Genomic DNA, 23930 nt, shown 5'->3' with positions numbered 1-23930 from the left:
GGCGATGCGGCCCTATCTTCTCTCCAGCCTTGCGGGTTTCTTTTTGCTTGCGGCGGTGATTGCCGTCGTTGAAGGCGTTGTGCGCAGCGCTCCGGTTACGGCGTATCTGGCGGAACGCCCGGCCGATCTGGTCACCGAGGCCGGCTACAATGCCCGGCTTGCCGCCCTGTCACGCATGGAGGGTGAGCGTATCGTGGTGTTGGGCGATTCTGTGGGGCTCGGGCAGGTGATGGCCAATTATGGTCTGGCGGACTGGCAGGACGGAGAATTGTCTCGCGCATTGGCGGCGGAACGGCCCGGCGCGACGATTTCCAATCTCAGTGCCAATGGCCTGAAGGCCGCCGACTATGCGCGCACCGTAGAGGATGTTGTTGCGCTGGAGGTCGACGCCATTGTGCTGGTGCTCAGCGCCCGCGCCTTCTCATCTGACTTTGACGCCTATGACGAACAACACGCCCATGACTGGCGGCGCGAGGGCTTTGCGGCGCCGCTCCTCCAGGCGCGCGGTGCCGCCGACATTGTGCTGACCGATTTTACCGGTGGGCCCTTACCGGCGGTTTTGACGGGGGTTCGCGCACGGTCTCAGCCTGTTCCGGAAACCGGCACGGTTGATCCGGTATCGGCGCTTTTGTTCCGCCAGCGGCTGGCTTCAGCTGAATTTGACCCGTCTGAGGGTTTTCAAGCCCGTCGGCTAGCCGAAGCGCTTCAAGCGGCCGAAGCCGCAGGCGTGGCCCTGGTGCTGGTTTATGCCACCGAGAACCCGGACTTGCGGGATCAGATATTGCCCTCTGCGCTGCGGGAGCGGAATTTCGCCGCCATGCTGGCCTTTGCAGAACAAGCCGCCCCGAATGCGCCTTTCCTGGGTCCCGATCCCGATATGTCAGGCGAGCATTATGTCGATCAGATGCACCCGACGCCGGACGGATACCGAATTATGGCTCGCCGCATTGCGCCGGTTCTCGAGCAGGAATTGGTGGCGCGCTGAACTCAAGGCTTTTCCGGCGGTTATATGCTCTGACCGGAGGGACGCGCCTGCCTTGACAAAACCCGTCAGTTTGCCGATTGAGGCGGTCCATCCAGCGGGTTCCGGGAGAGTATGATGTTTGGACGCGTAGAACGCCTGTCGGCCCTGTCGGGCCTGTGCCTTGTTCTTGTGGCGTGTGGTGGTGGAGCTACCGACCCGGACGCCCCGGCAAACGCCGCTAGCAGCGGGCCAGCTTACGAGATGAGCGATATCGTTGATGACGCTCTGGTCAACATCCAGGTCATCGGCGTGGAAAACGGCGTAGCGAACGGGTATTTCGATGTTCAACCGCTGACCGGTGACACCACGACGCTGGAGACAACGCGCGAATTGATGACCGCGCTTGCAGCTGAATTTGGTGAGGTCTTGCCCTTCCTGACAGATGCGGATGTCTCCGAAGTCGAGCTTCGCATTATCCGCATCACCAATCTGGACGAATACAATGTCGGGGACGGGTTCGAGGATGTTGCAGATGCCCGCCTTGTTGCGACCGACGGTGATTGGGAATTGGTCAGCCTGGAGACGCGCTGATGCGCAACTGGTTTGCCGGGCTGCTATCGCTTGTTGCGGCCCTTTGCCTGACTGCGGCTAGCGCCAGGGCGCAAGAAAGCGTTTCTGCCGAACCCACCCTGATGGACGGAATCAACGCCTATCGGGCCGGTGAGTTTGAAACAGCGCGTTCAATCCTGGAAATATACGATGCCCAGGAGGACCCGACCGCCCAGTTTTTCCTCGGACGGATGTATCATGACGGTCAGGGCGTCGAAGCTGATATTGATCGTGCGCTGGATTACCTGATCGCATCTTCCGAAAATGGGGATGTCAATGCGCCGGTCTGGGCGGCAGGTATTCTTCAGCCCCGCAACGAGAATGAGCGCGCAGCCTATTTTCACCGCATGGCGCTGGAACGCGGTCTGCACGTCACATCGATGATGCAGATGGCGAACTTCCATCGGAATTCGCGCATCGCCAACCCGAACCAGACAGCGGCAGCCCGGTATTTCGCCTTGGGCACGGCCACTCTGGACCGGATCAATGTCGAGGACCCGACGGATTATCTGGCCGGGTTCAGCTGCTATGAATTGCTGTTGGCCGTCTTCGTGGAAACGCGGTCCCAGCCCGGAAATGGCGCAGCCACCATTGATGAATTCTACCCGGCGTTTTTCCAGTGCGCGGAAAGCGAAGACACATCCGAACTGCGTGCTCGATTGATTGCGGCGGCAACAGCGCGTCTGGATGCGTTTGATCTTGCGGCCATCGATGAAAGCCAGACGCTTTTTTCCTTTTCTGATGGCGGAGGTGATGCGCGGGCAAGCGTTTTGCCCCGTCCATTCGCAGGCCGCGTGGGCTTCACCAGCGATGCCGATTCCGACAGTGCCTCGGCGTCAATCGCCATGCATGCTTATTTGAATGATCATCTCGGGCTGCCCATTGCCAGCTCCATCTTTGTTTCGGGCTCAGGACCGACCATCGAAACGCCTTCTACAGGCGATGATGAAGACCCGTTGGTTTTGATGTCGGTATTCAATGGCGTGGACAGACCAAATCAGTCGCCGGTGTTCGGCGCGCCGAATTATTTCAATATTGGCCGGGCCTGGCATCGGGGCCGGTACGACCATTTGCACAGCTGGTTTTCGGACGGCGAAACCTATCTGATGCGCGGTCCCTGGGCGATATCCTCCAGCCCGCAAATTCCGCTCAGCGAACTGTTGTCGCGCCCCGCCGAGCGGTTCCAACAGTCCGGGCTCGTCCTGCGTCTCTACCTGTCTGAACGCCCGGCGGAAGACTTGCGTATCGCGTTTCAGACACAGGAAGGTTCAACGGTCGCTGTGAACTCTGCCGAGATCGTGAACTTCCAGCGTATGGAGCTGGACGAAGGCGAGCAGCGGCATGTTATCGTCCTGACACTGCCGGGCCGTTATCCGGACTTTTTCCTGCCGGCGGGAGACGTGCTTGATCAGAGCTCGATCGCCTCGGTTCAGATTGCATCGCCCTCCTGTGCTGCGGATTGCGCGATCCAGCTCATCAAGATTGAAGTCAATAATTTTGATCGCGCAACCGCGATAAATCAGGCGCGGATGTTGCGGGATCTGCGGATTTTCCCGATGGGCTTTACGTCACATGGCGGGGAGGGATGGCATGTTCATGGCAATCCCGCCGCCTTGCCAGCATTCTGGGACGAGTTGGTGAGCGCTACTGCGGTGCCGAATGTGCCGCATCGTTCTCCAACCTTCACCACCGCCAATGTCGAAGACACCAAGGGCTATATCGAGGACGTTCTGACAGAAATCGGCGTCCTGGCTGTGCGTCCCCAGACGCTCTATGGCGGCCGGCAAAGCAATGAGGCCATACAAGACTGGGACGCGCCCTATAATCATTTCGGCATCTATGCGGACAAGGTGAATTTCGCGACCACACACTTTTTCGATCATCCGCCTTTTCAGGCGCCGGTCGAGTTTCACTATGATTATTTCCGCTCACGTCTGAATGTTGACGAAGATCTGTTGCAACGCGTTTGCGTCGAAGGGGCCTGCAATATTTCCCAGAACAATACGCTGCCGCTGCTGATCGAGGCCTCGTTTCAACGTGCGGAGAATACCGACGGTCATTTCAGCCATCTCTGGTACACGCATTTCGGTTCACCAACTGCTTTACATGAACCCACAGTCAATACGCCGTTCAGCGCCGATTCCCGCGCCGCGTTTGAACGCCTCAGCGCGTCTTTCCTCGGTTTTCATGCCGATGGTGCGCCAACGCTGGATGAACGGCTTTATGTAAGCTCCGCCGCAGAAGGCATTTTGTCGCGAAAGCTGGAATACATCCTGTCCAGCGGCCTGATGCGCCTTCACGTGGAAGGAGATCGCATAATCGTCGGCGATGCCATCGATCCTTTCCTCGGCGGGCTTTATCCCGATGAAAACCGGGTTACTCAAGATCTCGCCATGCTCAGCTATCAAGTCGAGGATGTGTTTGCGGCTGACTTCATCTTCAATGACGAGCCTTTGCCGGTCATGCGCCGCCGTTCAGGCGAGGGAGAGGCCGGTGAGGTGACGATCGTCGATTCCGGCGCCGCGCAGACTTTGGTTTTTGCCGGACTGGACACAGACGCCAGTGACCGTACGCAAATCCCACTGGCGCGGTCGGATGGCGGCTGGGCTGGATGCGCTGTACCCTATCAACAGGCGGATATTTTCAATGCCCGCTTTTTGAGCTTCGCCAATCCATTTGCGGATGCTGAACAAAGCGGTGCATTGGAGATCCGGGTGACGCTGCGTCCGCATTCGCAGCTATCCTATGGTATTGAAACGCAAGCGCTCGTGGAACACGTCTTCACAAGCAACCCCGCGCAAGTCATTCAGACCTCGGGCGTTAGTCAGACCGTCCACCGGTTTGATCTGCCCGCTGAGGGTGGACGCCAGCCGGCGCGCATCTTCGCGCCGGTGTTCATGCCGGCCGCTTATCGGCCTGTTTCAGACGATGGCGTGGGCCTTGCCTTTGCGGGACAGGTCGAAGAGGTCTGTGTCCGGATTGAAGGAGAGCGCCCGGCCGACGCGTTCGGGCCGGTTGAGGTGCTTCAGGCCCGCCGCGATATCCGCTCGGATGCCATCTTCGCACCGCTGATCGGTGGGCAATTATCCGGCGACAGCGCAGCGTCCGGGGCCTTGATGCTCGAAGCAGAGGCGAATGGCGCTATCACCGTGCTCACGGCGTCGGCAGGATATTATCACGGCGACGTGCCAGCACCCGGATATTATCGCGCCCGCTGGATTTCGGACGATTGTTCGGACAGCCCGGAGCGATTAATCCTCATTCAACGTGACCGGCTGGACCTGGATTTAACGGTCACGGGCTGTGCCTTGAGCGAAACGGAGCGCCGCTGATGACCCTGGATTGGCGCCATTATGCGGCTGGGGCGGCTGTGATCGCGCTTCTCGCCGTGCTTGTATTTTTGTTCTGGCCGGAAGCCAACCGGGGTGAACCTTCCTTTGTTCGCGATCCATTGGTCACGGGAATAACAGCTGAAACCGGGGCGCTGGCAAACGCTCAGGGGCTTGAGGTCGAAGGTCAACTGGGCCGCCCGGCCAGCCCGGAAATCGCGATCGATTTCGATTGGACCTTGCCAGCCGATCGTGGCCCGGCGAGCGCGACGCAATCGCTGGTCCTGGGCGTGTTCGACCAAGTGCCCTATGCCGCAAAATCACATGTCACAGTCCGCTATGGCGCGTCCATCGTCGAAGAACGCATTGGACCCATCTCCGTCGGTTCGACCTTTCTGGTGCCCTATGATGAGAGTGTGGTTGTCGGCGCGGAAGGCTTGATGCAGCCCGTCTCGGCGGACCGGTTCCAGTTGGCGCTGGCGGGGCGGACGGCTCCGCCGCTGGCCATCGTAATTGAGCGCGCCGATGCACCGCCTCTGGCCTTCACCTATAATTTCGACGAGGCAGCGCTGACTGGTGTTCTCACCCGGTCGATCGTGGCGTTTTCCCAGGTTGAGCCGATCCTTGAGAGCGCAGACACGCTGAACATTTCAGCCATCGAAGCGGCCGACGCCCCTCGCGGGCAGGTCCGCTTCGATGTCTCCCTCCCTGATGAGGGCGCACCGGTTACAGCGGCCTATCTGGTCTTTCAGGCGGTTCCCGATCAACTAATCGAAATCGCGTTTGCCGGATTGATCGCAGATGCGCCGGCAGCCGATCTGATTACGGTCCAGCTTGCCGGTTTTGAAAGCGATGGACGTGTCCGTCTGGAGCTGATGACGCCTGACGGGCAGATGCTCACGGCCCAGCCGGCCTCAAACGGTCAGCTGATCTTTCCGCGGCCGGATGCGGATCTGTTCCGCGCGCGATTTGTGACCGACAATGACGTCACATATTTCCCGTCCGGGCGCTGGATTGCCCGCGATCAGGTTTTGCCGGACCGGCTGGTCTATGCCCCCGATTATGTGAATGCTGGCGGGGAAATGAATGATTATGCCCGTTGGCAGCAATCGGTCCGGCGCTCGCGCGTGCAGACGCGCTATACCGAGCTTTATGCCCCGCACACCCGCGCCTGGTGGTCGGGGGCTGCCAACAAGATGACCCGCTTCCGGGCAGAGTATTTCTATAACAATATCGGCTTTCACGATATTGATGTGATGCGCGCCAATCGCGATCAATGCGAGGTCGGCTTCTATGTTGGCGAGTCGCTGGTGGAATCACGCCAGATGCGCCTGCATGAGCGCACGGTCTCCATCCTGTCAGAGAATTTATCGCTGGAAAGCGGGCATTGCGTGCTGGTCCACAATGTGGCGCCGGGCAAAAGCATTCAGAGCTATGAAGACCTGTTGCGCCTGCATCGGGACTATCAGCCGGATTTCATGGTTTTCGAGCTTAGCCCGTCGATTTTCTATTATATGACGCCGGTCATTGCCGAGACCTTCTTTGGCTTTGCAAGCGGACGCAGCCCGGTCGCGGCCTTTGATCTGAATGAAGCTGGAGATCTGGTCTATGTGCCGCCGGCCGCGGACTGGATCGAACATACCGTGCCCTCCAGTTCCACGCTGCCCAGTGGTGCGCCGCTCTCGACGGCCTTCCTTTTGCCGGAAGGGCATACCCCGCCTGAAGTCGATCGCGCCTGGGAGGTGTTCTCCCGGATAATCGGGCTCTACAGGACCGAGTTTCCGGAAACCGAGATTTACATCGAGGCGGCGTACGAAAATGCCCGCTGCGCGGCGGCGGGAACGTGCGGTCCGGCGGAATATAATTCAGCCGTCACCGGGGCGCGTGTTGCCTCGGGTCCGCCTGCCTTCTATGACCGGTTGGAAGCCTTCTGTGCAAGCCATGACCTGGTCTGCACAATGGGCCATGATGGCGGTCAGGATTCCTTGTTCAGCGAGCCACTGCTGTATGAAAACGACTTTCACTTTACAGAATTCGGCAATCACTGGCTGGCGCATCTGATGGCGGCGGATATCGCCGCAGACCGCGCCGCAAATCAGGCCGCCGAAAGCGTGGCTGACTAGAAAAACCCGGTCATCGCCCGTGCAGCCTGGCGGATGCGTTGTGGGTTCTCCACCAGCGCGAGCCGGACAAAGCCATCGCCGCGTTCGCCAAAACCAAGCCCCGGTGAGACGGCCACGCCGGTTTCATCCAGCAAGCGTTTGGAAAATTCAAGCGAGCCCAATTCCCGGTATTTTTCCGGGATAGGCGCCCAGGCAAACATGGTGGCTGGCGGGCTGGGTACGTCAAACCCGGCCCGGCCAAAACTTTCCACCAGGCAGTCCCGGCGTTCGCGATAGACGCGGCGGTTTTCTTCAATCCCGTCCTGCGGGCCGTCCAGCGCAGCGATCGCGGCCACCTGAATGGGCGTGAAGGCGCCATAATCGAGATAGGATTTGACGAGTTTCAACGCGCCGATCAGCCGTTCCGATCCGGCGGCAAACCCCATCCGCCAGCCCGGCATGGAATAGGTTTTGGACATGGAGGTAAATTCAATCGCCACCTCGCGCGCTTCGGGCACCTCCAGGATGGACGGCGGCGGATTACCGTCGAAATAGATCTCCGAATAGGCGAGATCGGAAATGATGATCAGATTGTATTGTTTGGCGAGTTTGACCGCTTCCCGGTAAAAATCGAGGTCGACGGTTTGCGTCGTCGGGTTGGACGGAAAGTTCAATACCAACACCGTCGGGGCCGGAACGGACCGGCGGCAAGCGGCAGAAACTTCTGCAAAGAAATGCTCCGGGTCTCCGAATGTCACAGGACGCACCGCAGCGCCCGCAATGATGAAGCCGAACATATGAATGGGATAGGACGGATCGGGCACCAGAATAGTATCGCCCGGCGCGGTCACGGCGGTAGCAAAGCTCGCCAGACCTTCTTTAGAGCCCAGCGTGACGCAAATCTCTTTTTCTGCGTCCAGCGCGACGTTGAAGCGGCGCTCATAATAGCGGCCGACGGCTTTGCGCAGGGCGGGAATGCCCATGCTGGAAGAATAGCGGTGCGCGCGCGGATCGGCGGCGACCTCCTTGAGTTTTTCGATAATGTGCGGGGCCGGGGGCATGTCCGGATTGCCCATGCCGAAATCAATGACATCCACGCCGGCATGGCGCTTTTCCAGCTTCATGCGGTTCACTTCCGCAAAGACGTAAGGCGGCAGGCGGCGTTCGCGATAAAAGACTGACATGGCGGCGTTGCATCCTACTTGGATTTTTTCAAACTAATTCATATTGAGTTTGAAAAACCCAGCAAGAGCGCACATCCAGCACGTTTCCGGTTTACGGATATGCTTCGGCTATGGTCGTTGTACAAAACCTGACTATTCGACCAGATGCCAGTAACCGATGATGTAAAGACGAGCCCTTTGATTCTGCATGCTAACTGCAGTATCGGCTGGAATGACTCGACCATCCGAATTTGAAGCGGGGCGCAATTCCGCATCGTCGCATCGCCCCAATCGCATCTCTGCGCTGCCATTTACAGGAATAGCGGTTAATCCGCGGGCATCATAGATGATGCCTTCTGTTTCTCCCGACCCGAGAATGACGCTCAAAGGGTAATTGCCCCAGCCGCTATCGATTCGCTCGCCTTTTCTGCTAATAGCGGCCAAGAAGCAGACCCGAATTCGGTTCATACCTGTATCCTCAGAAACGCGTCCTACAACCGTGTACAGCGTTTCAGAATTGAAGGTATCATTTGGGCCAACACACCAAATACCATGTGTTTCTCGTCGATAGCCATGACTAATGCCGGACTGGGTTAGATTGTTAAGGTTTCGGCATTGGCGGTCCTGATCTTCAGCGTTGGCATCCTCTTCCGAGTCACCACTGCTGCCTTCTGAGTTGCCACTGCTGACAATCATCGTTCCAACAGCGGTTCTTACGTCGGCTATCAGCTGAGCGAATTCCTCACCCTGCCACTCATCAGGAAATTTCAATCCTTCGTCATCGGACGAAATTACAACGCTGCCATGATTATATATTGCGTCTACGGTGTGGTCCTCAATTACTTCTTGCGCCGTCGCAGTCGTGGCCCACCCCAAAGCCACAACAATAGATAGAAATAGCCTGTGCATTGCATCCTCCCTATTCAAGCTAAGATTGTTACTCTACGCCCGCGATAAAACAAGTGTGTGACGGTCTAGATCGAAGGCAGAGTTAGGCGATGCCCAGTTGAGCAACCAATTGCGGGTATATGGGATCTATATAAATCCCGCTTGCTGAATTTGGGAAAAGACATCCGCTGGTGCTCCCAGCCTTGAGCGCGTTTCATGTGAGCACGGTCGATTGCGACTGTGTCGGTGCTTGGCAGTCGGGCCGCGCGCAAAGGAAACAATGGAAGAGCCACATTCTCCGACAAGTTTCGACCAACCGATCGAATCTCCCGCCTTTGACGGACGAGCGAAGGCCCCTGCGGGGCATTCCGCGCTTGATTTTGATCTGCTGGTCCGCCTTCGCCAAGGCTACGGCGCGACAGCCTTCGCTCATTCAGCTGTCTTGCCCAGCCGAAGCTCTCGTCTTTAATGCCCAGGATGACAACCGCCAACGCGCCAGCCTTGAGCGCGTTTCATGTGAGCGCGGCCCGCAGTAACAGCGCTGGTGCTTGGCATCCGGGCCGTGCGCAACGGAAAAAACGTAAGAGCTATATTCACCGACCAAATTCGATCCCCCGGATCGAATTTCCCGCCTTTGGCGGGCGTCGGTGAATGGTGCCGGCAGAGGGACTCGAACCCCCGACCCCCTGATTACAAATCAGGTGCTCTACCAGCTGAGCTATGCCGGCGACCAAGGCGCTGCTTATAGCGAAGCGGAGCGCGCGGGCAAGCACGCTTCGCTTTCCATTTCGGCGCGATCAGAAAAAGCTGTAAATCAGCCCGGCGAGCAGATAGGCCGTCAGCTGATTGCCAAAATGAATCAGCGTCAGCTCCAGCTTTTGCTGTTCCCAGATGTGGGCGAGCAATTGCGTTGTCGCTGAGAAGAACAACCAGACCAGGAAGGCCGCCTTCAGGCTGGCCACCAGCCCGTCCGCGTCTTTCCAGACCAGAACCACGCCAATGCCAATCGCGGCGATCAGTGAATTGGTCACGCCCTTGGCCATGGTGAGGCCCATATTGGTTTCTTTCAGGCCTTCTTCGGTGAACCCGTTCAGCGCCATCCAGCGCTTGCCGAACAGCGGGCCGTACCAAAGGAAACCGACCAACATAAATCCGAATGTGGACAGCAAGACTGCAATGAGATTGATGCCATAGACGTCCATGGACTTTCCTCCCCTGTTATTCGCGCGTATGTCTCGCGCTATTGGTGGAAAGCCTAAACCCCAAAGCAGAAAAACAAGAAGCGGAAATGGCCCGGTATCTGATCACAAGTGCGCTACCCTATATCAATGGCGTCAAACATCTCGGCAATCTGGCAGGCTCCATGCTGCCAGCAGATGTCTATGCGCGTTTCCAGCGTCTGCGTGGCCATGACGTTTTGTATATCTGCGCCACTGATGAGCATGGCACGCCAGCCGAGCTGGCCGCGGCCAGTGCCGGGGTGGATGTGAGGACCTATTGCGATCAGGAGCATGAAATCCAGCGCCAGGCTGGCGAGGGCTTTGCACTCAGCTTTGATTATTTCGGCCGCACCTCGAATGCGCCGAATCATCGCCTCACCCAGCATTTTGCCGGGGTCCTGGAAGATAAGGGGCTGATCGAGGAACGCGCTGACGAGCAGGTGTTCTCGATAGACGACGACCGTTTCTTGCCCGACCGCTATGTCGAAGGCACATGCCCGCATTGCGACTTTGAACGGGCGCGCGGCGATCAATGCGATAATTGCGGGCGGCTCCTGGAACCGACGGATCTGATCAATCCCTATTCGAAGATTTCCGGCTCTAAGAATATTGAAGTGCGCGAAACGCGGCACCTTTATCTCTTGCAGACGAAGATGGAACCAAAGCTGCGCGAATGGGTCGATGCCGCCGCTGATAGCTGGCCATCCCTCGCGGTCTCCATTGCCAATAAGTGGCTGGATGAAGGTCTGCGGGATCGCTCCATCACGCGCGACCTCTCCTGGGGAGTGCCGGTGGCCCGCGAGGGCGAGGTGCGGCCCGGCTTCGACAATAAGGTCTTTTACGTCTGGTTTGATGCGCCCATCGGCTATATCGGCGCGACCGAGGAATGGGCGAATGCCACGGGCGTTGATTGGGAAAGCTGGTGGCGCACCGATAAGGGGGCAGATGATGTCACCTATGTCCAGTTCATGGGCAAGGATAATGTCGCCTTCCATACCGTCTCTTTCCCCGCGACCATTCTGGGCTCTGAAGAGCCCTGGAAGACGGTGGACCGGCTGAAAGCCTTTAACTGGTTGAACTGGTATGGCGGCAAGTTTTCAACCTCTGAAAAGCGCGGTGTCTTTATGGATACGGCGCTGGAGCTGCTGCCGTCGGATTACTGGCGCTGGTATCTGACCGCGAATGCGCCGGAAGGCTCGGACACCCAATTTACCTGGGAGCATTTCCAGGGCGTGGTGAACAAGGACCTGGCCGATGTGCTGGGCAATTTCATCAACCGGATTTTGCGCTTCACCAAGTCGCGTTTTGATGGGCAAGTGCCCGAAGGCGGCGAGCCCGGCGAACATGAAGCCTGGCTGGCGCGCGAGGTCGATGAGCGGCTGGCTGCGATCATCGAAAACTATGAGGCCATGCGTTTTCGCCCGGCAGCGGCCGAGACCCGGGCCCTGTGGGCGGCGGGCAATGAGTATCTGACCCGCGCCGAACCCTGGACGCATTTCAAGACCGATAAGGTCAAGGCCGCTGTCGGTGTGCGCACCGCGCTGAATCTGGCCGTTTTGATGGGCATAACCGCCCAGCCGATCATTCCCGATACGGCAGCGAAAATCCTTTCCTGCCTAGGCGTTCCAGAGGGCAATCGCAATTGGCCAAACGAACCCGCAGCGAACTTGCTGGATGTCCTGCCGAAAGGGCTTGAGGTCACCCCGCCGGACGTTCTCTTTGCGAAAATTGATGACGATCAAGTCGCCGACTGGACGGAAAGATTTGGAGGGGAAGGGTAGGCTGAAAGGCAATTTGCATCGGTGACCCGTCGAAGCGAAATCACGGAATTTCTCACCACTCTCACATCTCCCAACGCGCAGCCTCATCCGTTGGCGAACGCAGCGCTGGTGGTGCGGCGCGGCGGCGAGGTGATTTTTGACGGTGCGAGCGAATTTATCGACGCTGCCGCGCCAGAGCCCGGCCGTCTTTTCACGACCGAGACACCAATCCGCTTTGCATCGGTGTCCAAAACAATTACGGCGCGGCTGGTGGTGGAATTGGCACAAGCGGACCGGTTTTCGCTGGACGATAATCTTTTCGAGCTGATCGGTCTTGAGGCGGAAATTCCCAAGCCCGTGCCGGTGTGGACCGCGCTGAACCATACCTCTTCCCTGACCGATAGAGCCGGTTACTTCGTCGATCCGCCCGAGCGTTTGTATGATCTGATCATGCAGAATTGGCATCAGATCGCCGATGACCGCCGGCCCGGCGAATATTTTCTTTATGCGAACCTGAATTACGTGCTGCTGGGTTGGCTCATCGAAGCCGTCAGCGGTCAACGCTTTCATGAGCTCGCCCGGAAACGGGTGCTGGAACCGCTGGGAATATCCGGCGGGTTTAACTGGGAGGGCGTTCCTCCAGAGCGACGGGCGGAACGCGCACCGGTTGGCCGCTGGGAGGCCGGGCGCTTTGTCGAAAAATTCGACGGGCTGGATCTGAAGCTTGAAGGTGAGGTCATTGATCGGTTCGGGCAGGGGCTGAGAATCAGGGATTTTCCGCTGGGCGAAGGCGCGGCGATCTTTTCGCCTCATGCCGGTCTGCGCATGAGCGTGCGCGACGCCGCGTTACTGGCCGAGAGTTTCGGCTCGGATGATCCGGCGGTGGCGTTCCAGCGCAAACCCAGCTGGCGTTTTGATCCGGCCTTGCGGAACGGTGCGCCGGGTGAGGGGCTGTTTTACTCTTTCGGAGCCGGCTTGCAGATCCTGCCCACGGGGGACGTCTATCCCGGCGAGCTCTGCGGCCATTATGGCGATGCGTTCGGCTTTCGCGGCGGGTGCTGGTGGGATGCCACCAGCGGGCTCTCCTTTGCCTATTCGCTGAACGGCTTTGCGGAAAACCCCGGCGTCAGTGACGATGATTATTTCCGCCCGCAAGAGCTGGCATTGATGCGCCTGGTGGGCGAGGTGTTTGCCTGACCCCTTGACCCTTCGAGCGGCGCGGCGTCCTATTAGGTCAGGGAATTAAAGGGGTTTGATCATGAATCGGTATCTGGGCTCTGTGGCCGCTTTGGCGTTGTCTTTGACAGCTTTATCCGGCGCCTCTATCGCGGACGAGGATTTGCGAGGCGATATTGCCAGCGACTGGTCGGCCAATCTGGAAGCGTTGTATCAGCACTTCCATGCCAATCCGGAGCTCTCCCTGATGGAGGTCGAGACCGCTGCGCGCATGGCCGAGGAGTTCCGCGCGCTGGGTTTCGAGGTGACCGAAGAGGTCGGCGGCACCGGCGTTGTCGGGGTGATGGAAAATGGCGAGGGCCCGGTCCTGTTGATGCGGGCCGATATGGACGGCCTGCCCATGGAAGAAAACACGGGCCTGTCCTTTGCTTCGCGCGCCATGGGGACGGACCGGCGCGGGCAGGAAAGCTTTGTTATGCATTCCTGTGCCCATGACACCCATATGGTCGGCCTGATCGGCGCGGCCCGTCAGCTGGTCGAACGGCGCGAGGACTGGTCCGGGACGCTGGTCCTGATCGCCCAGCCGGCCGAAGAGATCGGGCTTGGCGCCATGATGATGCTGACGGATGGCCTGTATGAGCGCTTTCCGCTGCCCGATGCGGTGGTGTCCTTCCACACATTCGGCGCGATTCCCTCCGGTATGATCGGCTATGTGCCGGGCTTTGCCATGGCGAATGTTGACAGCGTCGATATCACCGTGCGCGGGATTGGCGCGCATGGCTCCACGCCGCATGTCGGGCGCGACCCGATTCTGCTCGCCTCGCAAATTGTTGTAGCGCTGCAAAGCCTGGTCAGCCGCGAAATGAACCCGCTGGAAACCGGCGTGGTGACGGTGGGGGCGATCAATGGCGGCACCAAGCACAACATTATTCCCGATGATGTGCATATGCAGATCACGGTCCGGTCGTATACGGATGAATCGCGCGAAATGCTGCTGGCCGGGATCGAGCGCATCGCACATGGTCAGGCCATGGCCGCCGGTATTCCCGAAGAGCTCTGGCCGACAGTGGAGGTGGAAGAACCCTACACGCCGGCGACCTACAATGATCCGGAATTGACCGAACAGGCGGCCGGCATTCTGCGCGGACGCTTTGGTGATGTGGCCGTGCGCCAGCTGGATCCGGTGACCGGCGGGGAAGATTTTTCCCGCTATGGCCGTACCGAACATGATGTGCCGATCTTCATGTTCTGGGTCGGTGGAACGCCGCGGGATACGCTTTTGGATTACCAATCGCGGGGTCTGTCCGCGCCGGGCAATCACTCGGCCCTGTTTGCGCCGGATGCCGAAACCGCGATTACGCAGGCCGCAGAAGGCCTGACAGCCATCGCGCTGGATTTCCTGCAGCCTGACGGCGCGCAATAAGGGCAAAACGCAAAATGGTCTCACGCATTTCGTCCGGCGCGGTCTGGGAAGATCGCGTCGGCTATCGCCGCGCGGTTAAAGACGGCCCGCTCATATGGGTGTCCGGCACGGTGGCTGTCGGCGAAGACGGCCAGCCTTTTGCGCCAGGCGATATGGAAGCGCAGACGCGGCGCTGTCTGGACATTATCGAGGCGGCGCTGGCAAAGCTGGGCGCGAGGATGAGCGATATCCGCCGCACACGGGTGTTCGTGACCGATATGAGCCCGGAGGCGCAGGCCGCCTTCGGGCGCGCGCATTCGGCTGTGTTTGGCGAGTTCCCACCGGCCTCAGCACTTTATGGCATTTCGGCCCTGGCAGCCCCGGATTTTCTGGTCGAGATTGAAGCCGATGCCTATCTGGACGGAGGCGATTGATGCGCGCGCTCGCCGCTTTATTCCTGCTATTTCACAGCGTTTCTTTCGCAGATGAACTTTCTGTGCCCAGTGTCTGGGAGAACCAATCCGGTTCGGTTTTGTATATTGATCGCGTGGATGAGACCGGCCGCCTGACCGGGCGCTATGTAAACGCCGCGACAGGCTATCGCTGTCAGGGCATTGAATATGCCGTCGAGGGCCGGGTGTTTGATCCGTTGATCACCTTCAACGTGGTCTGGTCAGCGGATGCCGAGACCTGTCATTCCATCACCAGCTGGACCGGCGTGATCGATGGCGATGTAATCGAAACCGAGTGGTCGTTAGTGCGTTGGTCTGATGCCGGTTCAGAGCCCGGCGATGGTGAAGAACTCGGCCGCTTTGGGGGCACCAGCCGGTTCGAACGACGAGACTAACTCTCCGGATTCATTCTCTTAGTCTGTGGATTCGCCGCTAAGGCGACTTTCGGGTATCCTTACCGCAGCGAGGGGAATAACAGGGGAGATATCCAATGCTTCGACTAATTCTAGTGATTGCCGCTATGACGGCGGGTGGAATGGCTTTCGGTGGTTGGGCAACGGCCGAAGCCGAGCAAACCAAACAAAACAATGCGAACATGGAAATCCATGCGCGGCTGGTTCAGCAAGGCGGCTTTACTGAGGCGTTCCAGCAAGCAATGGAGAGCGGCAATTTCCGCCAAGCCGCTTCGTTGGCTCGTTCGGGTGATGCTATGCGCGGCACGACAACACGAGAAAGTGGGTCGGGAATGGCCACCGGCCGCCGGACTTTTGAGCCGGTCCGTGCGACCACCTCATCCGCCTCATCGTCGGCCTCGACCAGTCTTGCGGCGAACACCCCGCCACCAGAGCCAGCGGACTATAATTGTAACAGCGGCAATTGTGCCTGCGCCGGGGCATCCGATTGCGTTGCCATGGCGCCGATCTGTGTCGAAGGCACAATCGGGTGCAATGATTATGGCTGCACCTGTCAGGAAGCGACCGACTAGCTGGACGTAAACCGTGCGGCATAGGCCGCATAAAGGGTAATCGCGGCTGCGTTGGAGATGTTCAAACTTTCCACCTTTCCGGTGGTAGGGATGGACACCAGTACATCACAATTCTCCGCCACGCGCGGCCGCAACCCTTTATCTTCTGCGCCCATCACGATCACCAGGCCAGGACCGGAGTGTTCGGCGATGGCTTGAGGAAGACTCGTGTCTGCCTCTCCGGCCAGGCCGATGACAGAACGGCCCGCTTTTTTCAGCTCAATCAGCGTATCGGCGATATTGGTAACGCGGATATGCGGCACGGTCTCGACCGCGCCCACTGAAGCCTTGGCCGTCGCCCCGAAAAGCGGCGGGGATTTACGGTCCTGCATGATGATCGCACGGGCACCGAAAGCGGCAGCCGACCGGAAGACAGCGCCGACATTTTGCGGGTCTGTGACCTGATCCAGCACAACCAGCACGCCATGGGTCGGGTCTTTGACCGCGTTCAGCGATTCGGCCTTCGGCGCTGAAACCCTGGCTGCAAATCCCTGATGGACTGCCCCTTCGGGCAGGGCGGCGGTGATGACGTCCGGTTTGGAATCCTCGAATAAGGTTCCTTGCGGCACTTCGCGCTGGGCGTTCAGGGTTAGCAAAACCCGTTTTACCTCGCGGCGCGGATTGGTCAGTGCAGCGAGCACGGCGTGACGGCCCCAGATCCAGCCTTCCTCGATTGCCCCGGAACTGGGTGAAGCCTTTGAAAACTTGTTTGAATTTGGGCGGTTGCGCCCTGATTGTCTCGTCACTATAGTCCGCGCTCCCTTGACCGAGGGCTCTCAACCCGCCGCGTGGTTACTGCAATCTTCTGCAGATTGACACCATCGGCATGTTGCGTCGGCGAATTATCTGCGGATAAGACGCTTGCCTCGAATGCACCTGGAGGGGTGGTCGAGTGGTTAAAGGCACCAGACTGTAAATCTGGCGACGAGAGTCTACGCTGGTTCGAATCCAGCCCCCTCCACCAGCCTTCGCTCGCTGGCGCGAGCTTCGGCTCGGCAAGCCAGCTTTTATGAGAGTGAAGGCTGTCTCGCCCTAGCTTTAGCGGAGGCGGACTGCCAGCTTCCGTCAGCTCGAATGATTTTCTTTGCCTCGCGCCAGTTCGCTGCGCTCACGGCTCCGGCGGGGCGGGCGAAAGCCGGGACCGCAGTCGCAGCCTGGGGGGATTTCTTCCTTATGCTTTGTGGCTGTCACAAGTAGCGACAGACCTCTCGACGTATCCGTTTCGCGCCGTTACATAAGCGCTTCGGCGCGGGTATAGCTCAATGGTAGAGCAGCAGCCTTCCAAGCTGAATATGCGGGTTCGATTCCCGCTACCCGCTCCAGCTTCTCTTTATCTCGCGGCAATTCGCTTCGCTCATGCCCCCGACGGGGCGGCCTGACCGGCCGGCAGCGGGTCCCGTGCTTGGGCCAGAGCAACAATAGATTAGCTGTATCCCGATAAGGCTGCCCCTTGCGTTTGAAGGCGGCTAAGTCTATCTCCCGCGCTCAATGAGTTACGCGCTGGTTTCAGTCGCGTTATTTCCGGTCATAATTCAAGAGGAAGTGAGACGATGGCCAAGGAGAAGTTTGAGCGCACGAAGCCGCATGCGAACATTGGCACGATTGGTCATGTTGACCACGGCAAGACGACGCTGACGGCAGCGATTACGAAGCAGTTTGGTGAGTTCAAGGCGTATGATCAGATTGATGCGGCGCCTGAGGAGAAGGCTCGCGGGATCACGATCTCGACGGCTCACGTGGAGTATGAGACGGAGAACCGTCACTATGCGCACGTCGACTGTCCGGGTCACGCAGATTACGTAAAGAACATGATCACCGGTGCGGCCCAGATGGATGGCGCGATCCTGGTGGTGAACGCAGCAGACGGCCCGATGCCGCAGACGCGCGAGCACATCCTGCTGGCCCGCCAGGTTGGCGTTCCGGCTCTGGTGGTGTTTTTGAACAAGGTTGACCAGGTTGACGATGAAGAGCTCCTGGAGCTGGTCGAGATGGAAGTGCGCGAGCTGCTTTCTTCTTATGACTTCCCGGGTGACGACATTCCGATCATCGCCGGTTCGGCTCTGGCCGCTCTGGAAGATCGTGATGACAATATCGGTAAAGAGAAGATCGCCGAGCTGATGGCGGCTGTGGATGAGTACATCCCGACGCCGGAGCGTCCGGTGGATCAGGACTTCCTGATGCCGATCGAGGACGTGTTCTCGATCTCGGGCCGGGGTACGGTTGTGACCGGCCGGATCGAGCGCGGTGTTGTGAAAGTGGGCGAAGAGATCGAGATCGTGGGCATCCGCGATACGGTCAAGACGACGTGTACGGGCGTTGAGATGTTCCGCAAGCTCCTGGATCAGGGCCAGGCGGGCGACAATGTCGGTGTGCTCCTGCGCGGTATCGACCGTGAAGGCGTTGAGCGCGGTCAGGTTCTGGCCAAGCCGGGGTCGATCACGCCGCACGCCAAGTTCGAAGCCGAAGCCTACATCCTGACCAAGGAAGAGGGCGGACGCCACACCCCGTTCTTCACCAATTACCGCCCGCAATTCTACTTCCGGACCACGGATGTGACGGGTGTTGTGACCCTGAAAGAGGGTACGGAGATGGTGATGCCGGGCGATAATGCCGAGCTGAATGTGGAACTGATCACGCCGATCGCGATGGATCAGGGTCTGCGCTTTGCGATCCGCGAAGGCGGCCGCACGGTTGGTGCCGGAGTCGTTTCGAAAATCATCGAGTAATCGACCGGCCACATCCCGGATCAGGCCACACCTGACCCGGAACAGATCAAGGGGCGTCCAACGCGGGCGCCCCTTTTTCTTTGGGCGGATGGTTTTCCGGCTGGTGCGCTGTGTCACAAAATTGCGGAAATTCTTTTGCGATTTGCGCTTTGAGGTGTTGACGGAAGCGACTCATACCGGTAGACGACGCCCCTCGTGAATGAACTGGCGGTGCCTGACGGCAGACGCAGTTCCATGAAGCGAACAAGATGGTTTCAAGCGCGCCGATCGGTGGCCGGAAGGTTACGCCTATCAGTGCGCCTTTAATTGTGTGGACGAACTACGATGGCACAGCAGAATATTCGCATTCGCCTGAAAGCTTTCGATCACCGCGTGCTGGACACCTCCGCGCGCGAGATCGTTTCAACGGCGAAGCGCACCGGCGCCAATGTGCGCGGGCCCATCCCGCTGCCGACCCGGCTGGAGCGTTTTACCGTTCTTCGGGGTCCGCACATCGACAAAAAATCGCGCGAGCAGTTCGAAATCCGGACGCATAAGCGCCTGTTGGACATTGTCGATCCCACCCCGCAAACGGTCGATGCTTTGATGAAGCTGGACCTGTCGGCGGGTGTCGACGTCGAGATCAAGCTGGGAGCCTAAGATGCGCACGGGCCTGATTGCCAAAAAGGTCGGGATGACCCGGGTGTTCGCCGAGGATGGCGCGCACATTCCGGTGACCGTTCTTCAACTCGAAAACTGCCAGGTCGTGGCACAGCGTACTTCCGATCGCGACGGTTACACTGCCGTTCAGCTGGGCGCTGGCGCGGCGAAAGCCAAGCGGACCTCCAAGGCGATGCGCGGCCACTTTGCCAAAGCGCAGGTCGAGCCGAAGCGCCGCCTGACGGAGTTTCGCGTTTCCGAAGATAATTTGATCGAGCCGGGTTCCGAGTTGACCGCCGAGCACTTCGTGCCGGGTCAGAAAGTGGATGTGGCCGGAACCAGCATTGGTAAGGGCTTTGCCGGTGCCATGAAACGCTGGAACTTCGGCGGTCTGCGCGCCACGCACGGCGTGTCGATCTCGCACCGGTCGCATGGTTCGACCGGTCAGTGTCAGGATCCGGGCAAGGTCTTCAAAGGCAAGAAGATGGCCGGTCACCTCGGTAATGAGCGCGTGACCATCCAGAACCTCGACATCGTTCGTGTAGATGCCAATGACGGCTACATCCTGGTCCGCGGTGCGGTGCCGGGCTCTGCCGGGTCTTGGGTCGAGATTCGCGATGCTGTGAAGGGCCATGGTGACGCCGAGCTGCCGATGCCGGGTGCCATCCGCGAAGAAGAAGAGCCCGTGGCTCTGACCGATGCCGAGCCGGCGACGCCGGAGGCCGATATGGATGCCGAGGGCGGTCTGCCGAATGAGCAAGCGCCCGCTGAGGAAAACACCGCAGGGGCCGATGACGCCGCAGGCGAAGAGGAGTCCAAATCATGAAGGTCGAGGTAAAAACCCTCGCCGCGAAGGATGCGGGCAATGTGGATCTGGACGATGCCGTGTTCGGTATTGGCGAGGTCCGGGCCGATCTCCTGCAGCGCGTGGTGAAGTGGCAGCTAGCCCGCCGCCAGGCTGGCACGCACAAGGCGCAGGAACGCAATGAGGTCTCCCGCACCGGCAAAAAATATGGCCGCCAGAAGGGTTCCGGTGGCGCACGCCACGGCAATCGCCGCGCTCCGATCTTTGTCGGCGGTGGCAAGGCTCACGGGCCGCGCGTTCGCAGCCATGCCCATGACGTGCCGAAGAAGGTTCGGGCTTTGGCGCTGAAACATGCCCTGTCGGCCAAGGTTGGTTCAGATGCGCTGATCGTCGTCGACAATGCGGCCATCAAAGAAGCCAAAACCAAGTCAGTCCGTGATGCCTTTGCCAAGCTCAACATCAGCAATGCGCTGATCATTGATGGCGATGCGGTAGATGCGAATTTCGCGAAGGCCGCTGGAAACATTCCGCACATTGATGTGCTGCCGGCGCAAGGTCTGAATGTTTATGACGTGCTGCGTCACGACCAGCTGGTTCTGACCAAGGCGGCCGTTGAAAAAATCCATGAGCGCTTCGCGGCGAAGGAGGCGGCATAATGGCCAAAACCCAAGCAAACGCCCGCCACTATGATTCCCTGCTGTCGCCGGTGATCACCGAGAAATCCACCCTGTTGTCCGAAGACGGCAAGGTTGTTTTCCGCGTGCCGCTGACCGCGACCAAGACGGAAATCGCTGACGCGGTGGAAACGCTCTTCAAGGTGAAGGTGACGGCGGTGAACACGCTGCGCCTGAAAGGCAAAACCAAGCGCTTCCGCGGCCGGATCGGCCAGCGCTCGGACATGAAAAAAGCAATCGTCACCCTTGCCGAGGGCGATTCGATTGACGTGACCACGGGGCTCTAGAACCATGGCGCTTAAGACATATAAACCCACCTCGCCGGGCCGGCGCGCTCTGGTGCTGGTTGACCGCGAAGGCCTCCACAAGGGCCGTCCGGAGAAAAGCCTTGTTGAAGGCAAGACCAAGAAGGGTGGCCGCAACAATACCGGTCGTATCACTGCCCGCCGTCGTGGCGGGGGTGCCAAGACGCTTTACCGGAAAGTCGACTTCAAACGTGCCAAGCACGACATCGAAGCGACGGTGCTGCGCCTGGAATACGATCCGAACCGGACCGCTTTTATTGCGCTGATCGAATATGCCGATGGCGAGAAGTCCTACATTTTGGCACCGCAGCGTTTGTCTGAAGGCGACAAGGTGATGTCGGGCACCACCGGTGTGGACGTGAAGCCGGGCAACTGCATGCCGCTAAAGGCGATGCCGGTCGGCACCATCATCCACAATATCGAGATGAAGCCGGGCAAGGGCGGTCAGATCGCACGTTCGGCTGGCGGTTACGCCCAGCTGGTAGGCCGCGATGGCGGTTATGCTCAGGTCCGTCTGAACTCGGGTGAGCTGCGTGCTGTACCTGAATTGTGTGTGGCGACCGTTGGGGCCGTTTCCAACCCGGATCACATGAACCAGAATCTCGGAAAGGCCGGCCGCAAGCGCTACATGGGCAAGCGCCCGTCCGTTCGTGGCGTGGCCATGAACCCGATCGATCACCCGCATGGCGGCGGTGAAGGCCGTACGTCTGGCGGCCGTCACCCGGTCACGCCTTGGGGTCAGCCTACGAAAGGTGCCAAGACCCGCAAGAACAAGGCGACCGATAAATTCATCCTCCGCTCGCGCCATCAGCGCAAGTCACGCTAAGGGAGCGCGGTCACTATGCCTCGTTCAGTCTGGAAAGGTCCGTTCGTCGACGGATATCTCCTTAAAAAGGCCGAAGCGTCTCACGCTGAAGGCCGCAAGAAGCCGATCAAGACCTGGTCGCGCCGTTCCACCATCATGCCGCAGTTTGTGGGCCTGACTTTTCAGGTTCACAACGGCAACAAATTCATTCCGGTGTTGGTGACCGAAGACATGGTCGGCCACAAGCTGGGTGAATTTGCGCCGTCGCGGACCTATTACGGTCACGCTGCGGATAAGAAGGCGAAGAGGGGCTAATTATGACCACCTTGACCCGCCAGAAGAAACGCGATGAAGACGGAAAGAATGTCCGCCGCGTGGCTGATAACGAAGCCCGCGCTAAGCAGACGATGATCCGTATCAGCCCGCAAAAGCTGAACCTGGTTGCCGCATCCATCCGCGGCAAAAAGGTTGAAGGCGCTCGGGCAACGCTGGAATTTTCGCGCAAGCGCATTGCCAAGGACGTTCTGAAAGTCCTCGACAGCGCGATTGCCAATGCCGAGAACAATCACGGCCTCGACATCGACAGCCTTGTCGTATCGGAAGCCTTTGTCGGCAAAAACCTGGTAATGAAACGGTTTCGCGCGCGTGCCCGTGGCCGTGCTGCGAAAGTGCTGAAGCCGTTTTCCGAGCTGACGATTGTCGTCCGTGAAATTGAGGAGGCCGCCTGATGGGTCAGAAGGTCAATCCGATCGGGCTGCGGCTCGGTGTGAACCGCACGTGGGAATCCCGCTGGTACGCCAATACGGGCGAGTATGCGGATCTCCTGCATGAAGATCTGAAAATCCGCGAAATGTTGCGCAAGCGTTTGAAGAATGCCAGCGTTTCCAAGATCGTGATCGAGCGCCCGCACAAGAAGTGCACGGTAACCGTTTATACGGCGCGCCCGGGCGTGGTGATCGGCAAAAAGGGTGCAGATATCGAAGTGCTGCGCCGTGAATTGCAGAAGATCGTCAAGGGTGAGGTCTTCCTCAACCTGGTCGAGGTTCGCAAGCCGGAAATCGACGCCACGCTGGTCGCAGAGTCGATCGCACAACAGCTTGAGCGCCGCGTGGCCTTCCGCCGCGCAATGAAGCGTTCGCTGCAAACCGCGATGCGTATGGGCGCCAAGGGCTGCAAAGTGGTCTGCGGTGGCCGTCTCGGCGGCGCCGAGATCGCGCGCGTTGAGCAATACCAAGAGGGTTCGGTGCCGCTGCACACGCTGCGCGCCGACATTGATTATGGAACCGCGGAAGCCTCCACGGCGATGGGCATCATCGGCATCAAGGTCTGGATCTACAAAGGTGAGATCCTCGAGCACGATCCGATGGCGCAAGAGCGTCGCCTGCAGGAATCCGGTGAGCAGCGCGCCCGCTCTGGCAGCGGCAACCGCGCAGCGTAACGAACAGGGACGACGGAGCGAAAGACAATGCTTCAACCGAAACGCACCAAGTTCCGGAAGGCGCACAAGGGCCGCATCAAGGGCGCGGCCAAGGGCGGCTTCACGTTGAATTTCGGATCCTATGGCCTCAAGGCCATGGAGCCAGAGCGCGTCACCGCACGCCAGATCGAAGCGACCCGCCGGGCGATTACTCGCCACATGAAACGGGCTGGCCGGGTCTGGATCCGGATTTTCCCCGATGTGCCGGTGTCTAAAAAGCCGACAGAAGTCCGCATGGGTAAGGGTAAGGGTTCGCCTGAATTCTGGGCCGCCAAGGTCAAGCCCGGCCGGATCATGTTCGAGATTGATGGTGTGCCCGAGAACGTCGCGCGTGAAGCGCTGTCGCTCGGCGCGGCCAAGCTGCCGGTGAAGACGAAAATCGTCGCCCGGATCGGCGAGTAGGAGTGAGA

General features: G+C 59.2%; 24 protein-coding genes and 3 tRNA genes. 22 read left to right on the top strand and 5 right to left on the bottom strand.

From position 1 onward, the window contains the following. Positions 1 to 4 precede the first annotated feature (4 nt). The 4 genes from ACO079_RS04375 to ACO079_RS04360 all read left to right on the top strand — a co-directional run bounded on the left by ACO079_RS04375 (position 5) and on the right by ACO079_RS04360 (position 7025). Positions 5 to 985 carry a hypothetical protein gene (locus ACO079_RS04375; RefSeq protein WP_421792090.1) on the top strand — a complete coding sequence of 327 codons (981 nt, stop codon included), beginning with the start codon at positions 5 to 7 and terminating at the stop codon, positions 983 to 985. 114 nt (positions 986 to 1099) lie between these two features. Continuing rightward, positions 1100 to 1555 carry a hypothetical protein gene (locus ACO079_RS04370; RefSeq protein WP_421792089.1) on the top strand — a complete coding sequence of 152 codons (456 nt, stop codon included), beginning with the start codon at positions 1100 to 1102 and terminating at the stop codon, positions 1553 to 1555. Then, a complete protein-coding gene (locus ACO079_RS04365) occupies positions 1555 to 4905 on the top strand; it encodes a tetratricopeptide repeat protein (RefSeq protein ID WP_421792088.1) in 3351 nt (1116 codons plus the stop codon). The genes ACO079_RS04370 and ACO079_RS04365 overlap by 1 nt, the downstream gene beginning before the upstream one ends. Beyond that, entirely contained in the window at positions 4905 to 7025 is a 2121-nt protein-coding gene (locus tag ACO079_RS04360) for a hypothetical protein (protein ID WP_421792087.1), read from the top strand. The genes ACO079_RS04365 and ACO079_RS04360 overlap by 1 nt, the downstream gene beginning before the upstream one ends. Here the strand turns inward: ACO079_RS04360 and ACO079_RS04355 are convergent. The 4 genes from ACO079_RS04355 to ACO079_RS04340 all read right to left on the bottom strand — a co-directional run bounded on the left by ACO079_RS04355 (position 7022) and on the right by ACO079_RS04340 (position 10257). After that, complete coding sequence (locus ACO079_RS04355; RefSeq protein WP_421792086.1) at positions 7022 to 8188, bottom strand: LL-diaminopimelate aminotransferase; 1167 nt, start codon at positions 8186 to 8188, stop codon at positions 7022 to 7024. The genes ACO079_RS04360 and ACO079_RS04355 overlap by 4 nt on opposite strands. Before the next feature lie 132 nt (positions 8189 to 8320). Continuing rightward, positions 8321 to 9076 (bottom strand): hypothetical protein, encoded by a 756-nt coding sequence (locus ACO079_RS04350; protein WP_421792085.1) that lies wholly within the window; start codon positions 9074 to 9076, stop codon positions 8321 to 8323. Between the two features lie 631 nt (positions 9077 to 9707). Then, positions 9708 to 9783 (bottom strand) — tRNA-Thr (locus ACO079_RS04345). 69 nt (positions 9784 to 9852) lie between these two features. Then, the gene (locus ACO079_RS04340; protein ID WP_421792084.1) at positions 9853 to 10257 is read right to left on the bottom strand and encodes a DUF1761 domain-containing protein; all 405 of its coding nucleotides are present in this window, start codon (positions 10255 to 10257) and stop codon (positions 9853 to 9855) included. 86 nt (positions 10258 to 10343) lie between these two features. Here ACO079_RS04340 and metG point away from each other — a divergent pair, with 86 nt between their 5' ends. The 6 genes from metG to ACO079_RS04310 all read left to right on the top strand — a co-directional run bounded on the left by metG (position 10344) and on the right by ACO079_RS04310 (position 16050). Beyond that, positions 10344 to 12056 (top strand): methionine--tRNA ligase, encoded by a 1713-nt coding sequence (metG, locus tag ACO079_RS04335; protein WP_421792083.1) that lies wholly within the window; start codon positions 10344 to 10346, stop codon positions 12054 to 12056. 21 nt (positions 12057 to 12077) lie between these two features. Continuing rightward, positions 12078 to 13232: a serine hydrolase domain-containing protein gene (locus ACO079_RS04330; protein WP_421792082.1), complete on the top strand. Its 1155-nt coding sequence runs from the start codon at positions 12078 to 12080 to the stop codon at positions 13230 to 13232. Positions 13233 to 13293: 61 nt separating this feature from the next. Continuing rightward, positions 13294 to 14634, top strand: a complete 1341-nt coding sequence (locus ACO079_RS04325) for an amidohydrolase (protein WP_421792081.1) — start codon at positions 13294 to 13296, stop codon at positions 14632 to 14634. 14 nt (positions 14635 to 14648) lie between these two features. Continuing rightward, entirely contained in the window at positions 14649 to 15047 is a 399-nt protein-coding gene (locus ACO079_RS04320) for a RidA family protein (protein ID WP_421792080.1), read from the top strand. Then, complete coding sequence (locus tag ACO079_RS04315) at positions 15047 to 15460, top strand: avidin/streptavidin family protein (protein WP_421792079.1); 414 nt, start codon at positions 15047 to 15049, stop codon at positions 15458 to 15460. The genes ACO079_RS04320 and ACO079_RS04315 overlap by 1 nt, the downstream gene beginning before the upstream one ends. A gap of 95 nt (positions 15461 to 15555) precedes the next feature. Next, positions 15556 to 16050 (top strand): hypothetical protein, encoded by a 495-nt coding sequence (locus tag ACO079_RS04310; protein ID WP_421792078.1) that lies wholly within the window; start codon positions 15556 to 15558, stop codon positions 16048 to 16050. On the opposite strand, the gene rlmB is transcribed toward ACO079_RS04310, so the two are convergent. After that, a complete protein-coding gene (rlmB, locus tag ACO079_RS04305) occupies positions 16047 to 16835 on the bottom strand; it encodes a 23S rRNA (guanosine(2251)-2'-O)-methyltransferase RlmB (RefSeq protein ID WP_421792077.1) in 789 nt (262 codons plus the stop codon). The genes ACO079_RS04310 and rlmB overlap by 4 nt on opposite strands. 132 nt (positions 16836 to 16967) lie before the next feature. Here rlmB and ACO079_RS04300 point away from each other — a divergent pair. From ACO079_RS04300 to rplP, 12 genes are all read left to right on the top strand, one after another. Further along, a tRNA-Tyr gene (locus ACO079_RS04300) sits at positions 16968 to 17053 on the top strand. Between the two features lie 284 nt (positions 17054 to 17337). Continuing rightward, positions 17338 to 17411 (top strand) — tRNA-Gly (locus ACO079_RS04295). Between the two features lie 228 nt (positions 17412 to 17639). Beyond that, positions 17640 to 18815 carry an elongation factor Tu gene (gene tuf, locus ACO079_RS04290; RefSeq protein WP_421792076.1) on the top strand — a complete coding sequence of 392 codons (1176 nt, stop codon included), beginning with the start codon at positions 17640 to 17642 and terminating at the stop codon, positions 18813 to 18815. A 324-nt stretch (positions 18816 to 19139) separates the two neighbouring features. Continuing rightward, complete coding sequence (gene rpsJ / locus ACO079_RS04285; protein WP_421792075.1) at positions 19140 to 19454, top strand: 30S ribosomal protein S10; 315 nt, start codon at positions 19140 to 19142, stop codon at positions 19452 to 19454. Between the two features lies 1 nt (position 19455). Further along, a complete protein-coding gene (gene rplC, locus ACO079_RS04280; RefSeq protein ID WP_421792074.1) occupies positions 19456 to 20280 on the top strand; it encodes a 50S ribosomal protein L3 in 825 nt (274 codons plus the stop codon). Next, positions 20277 to 20915, top strand: coding sequence for a 50S ribosomal protein L4 (rplD, locus tag ACO079_RS04275; RefSeq protein ID WP_421792073.1), 639 nt, complete (start codon positions 20277 to 20279; stop codon positions 20913 to 20915). The genes rplC and rplD overlap by 4 nt, the downstream gene beginning before the upstream one ends. Next, entirely contained in the window at positions 20915 to 21220 is a 306-nt protein-coding gene (locus tag ACO079_RS04270; protein ID WP_421792072.1) for a 50S ribosomal protein L23, read from the top strand. The genes rplD and ACO079_RS04270 overlap by 1 nt, the downstream gene beginning before the upstream one ends. 4 nt (positions 21221 to 21224) lie before the next feature. After that, on the top strand, positions 21225 to 22064 hold the full coding sequence (gene rplB / locus ACO079_RS04265; protein ID WP_421792071.1) for a 50S ribosomal protein L2: 840 nt from the start codon (positions 21225 to 21227) through the stop codon (positions 22062 to 22064). Positions 22065 to 22079: 15 nt separating this feature from the next. Beyond that, positions 22080 to 22358, top strand: a complete 279-nt coding sequence (gene rpsS, locus ACO079_RS04260) for a 30S ribosomal protein S19 (protein ID WP_421792070.1) — start codon at positions 22080 to 22082, stop codon at positions 22356 to 22358. Positions 22359 to 22360: 2 nt separating this feature from the next. Further along, positions 22361 to 22771 carry a 50S ribosomal protein L22 gene (rplV, locus tag ACO079_RS04255; protein ID WP_421792069.1) on the top strand — a complete coding sequence of 137 codons (411 nt, stop codon included), beginning with the start codon at positions 22361 to 22363 and terminating at the stop codon, positions 22769 to 22771. Next, positions 22771 to 23481 (top strand): 30S ribosomal protein S3, encoded by a 711-nt coding sequence (rpsC, locus tag ACO079_RS04250; RefSeq protein ID WP_421792068.1) that lies wholly within the window; start codon positions 22771 to 22773, stop codon positions 23479 to 23481. Before rplV ends, rpsC begins: the two co-directional genes overlap by 1 nt. Before the next feature lie 27 nt (positions 23482 to 23508). Next, positions 23509 to 23922, top strand: coding sequence for a 50S ribosomal protein L16 (gene rplP, locus ACO079_RS04245; RefSeq protein ID WP_421792067.1), 414 nt, complete (start codon positions 23509 to 23511; stop codon positions 23920 to 23922). Positions 23923 to 23930: the final 8 nt, after the last annotated feature.

Origin of the sequence: Hyphobacterium sp., from assembly GCF_965228115.1 — a bacterium.
GTDB lineage: Bacteria > Pseudomonadota > Alphaproteobacteria > Caulobacterales > Maricaulaceae > Hyphobacterium.
This window is presented reverse-complemented; position numbering and strand designations above follow the sequence as displayed.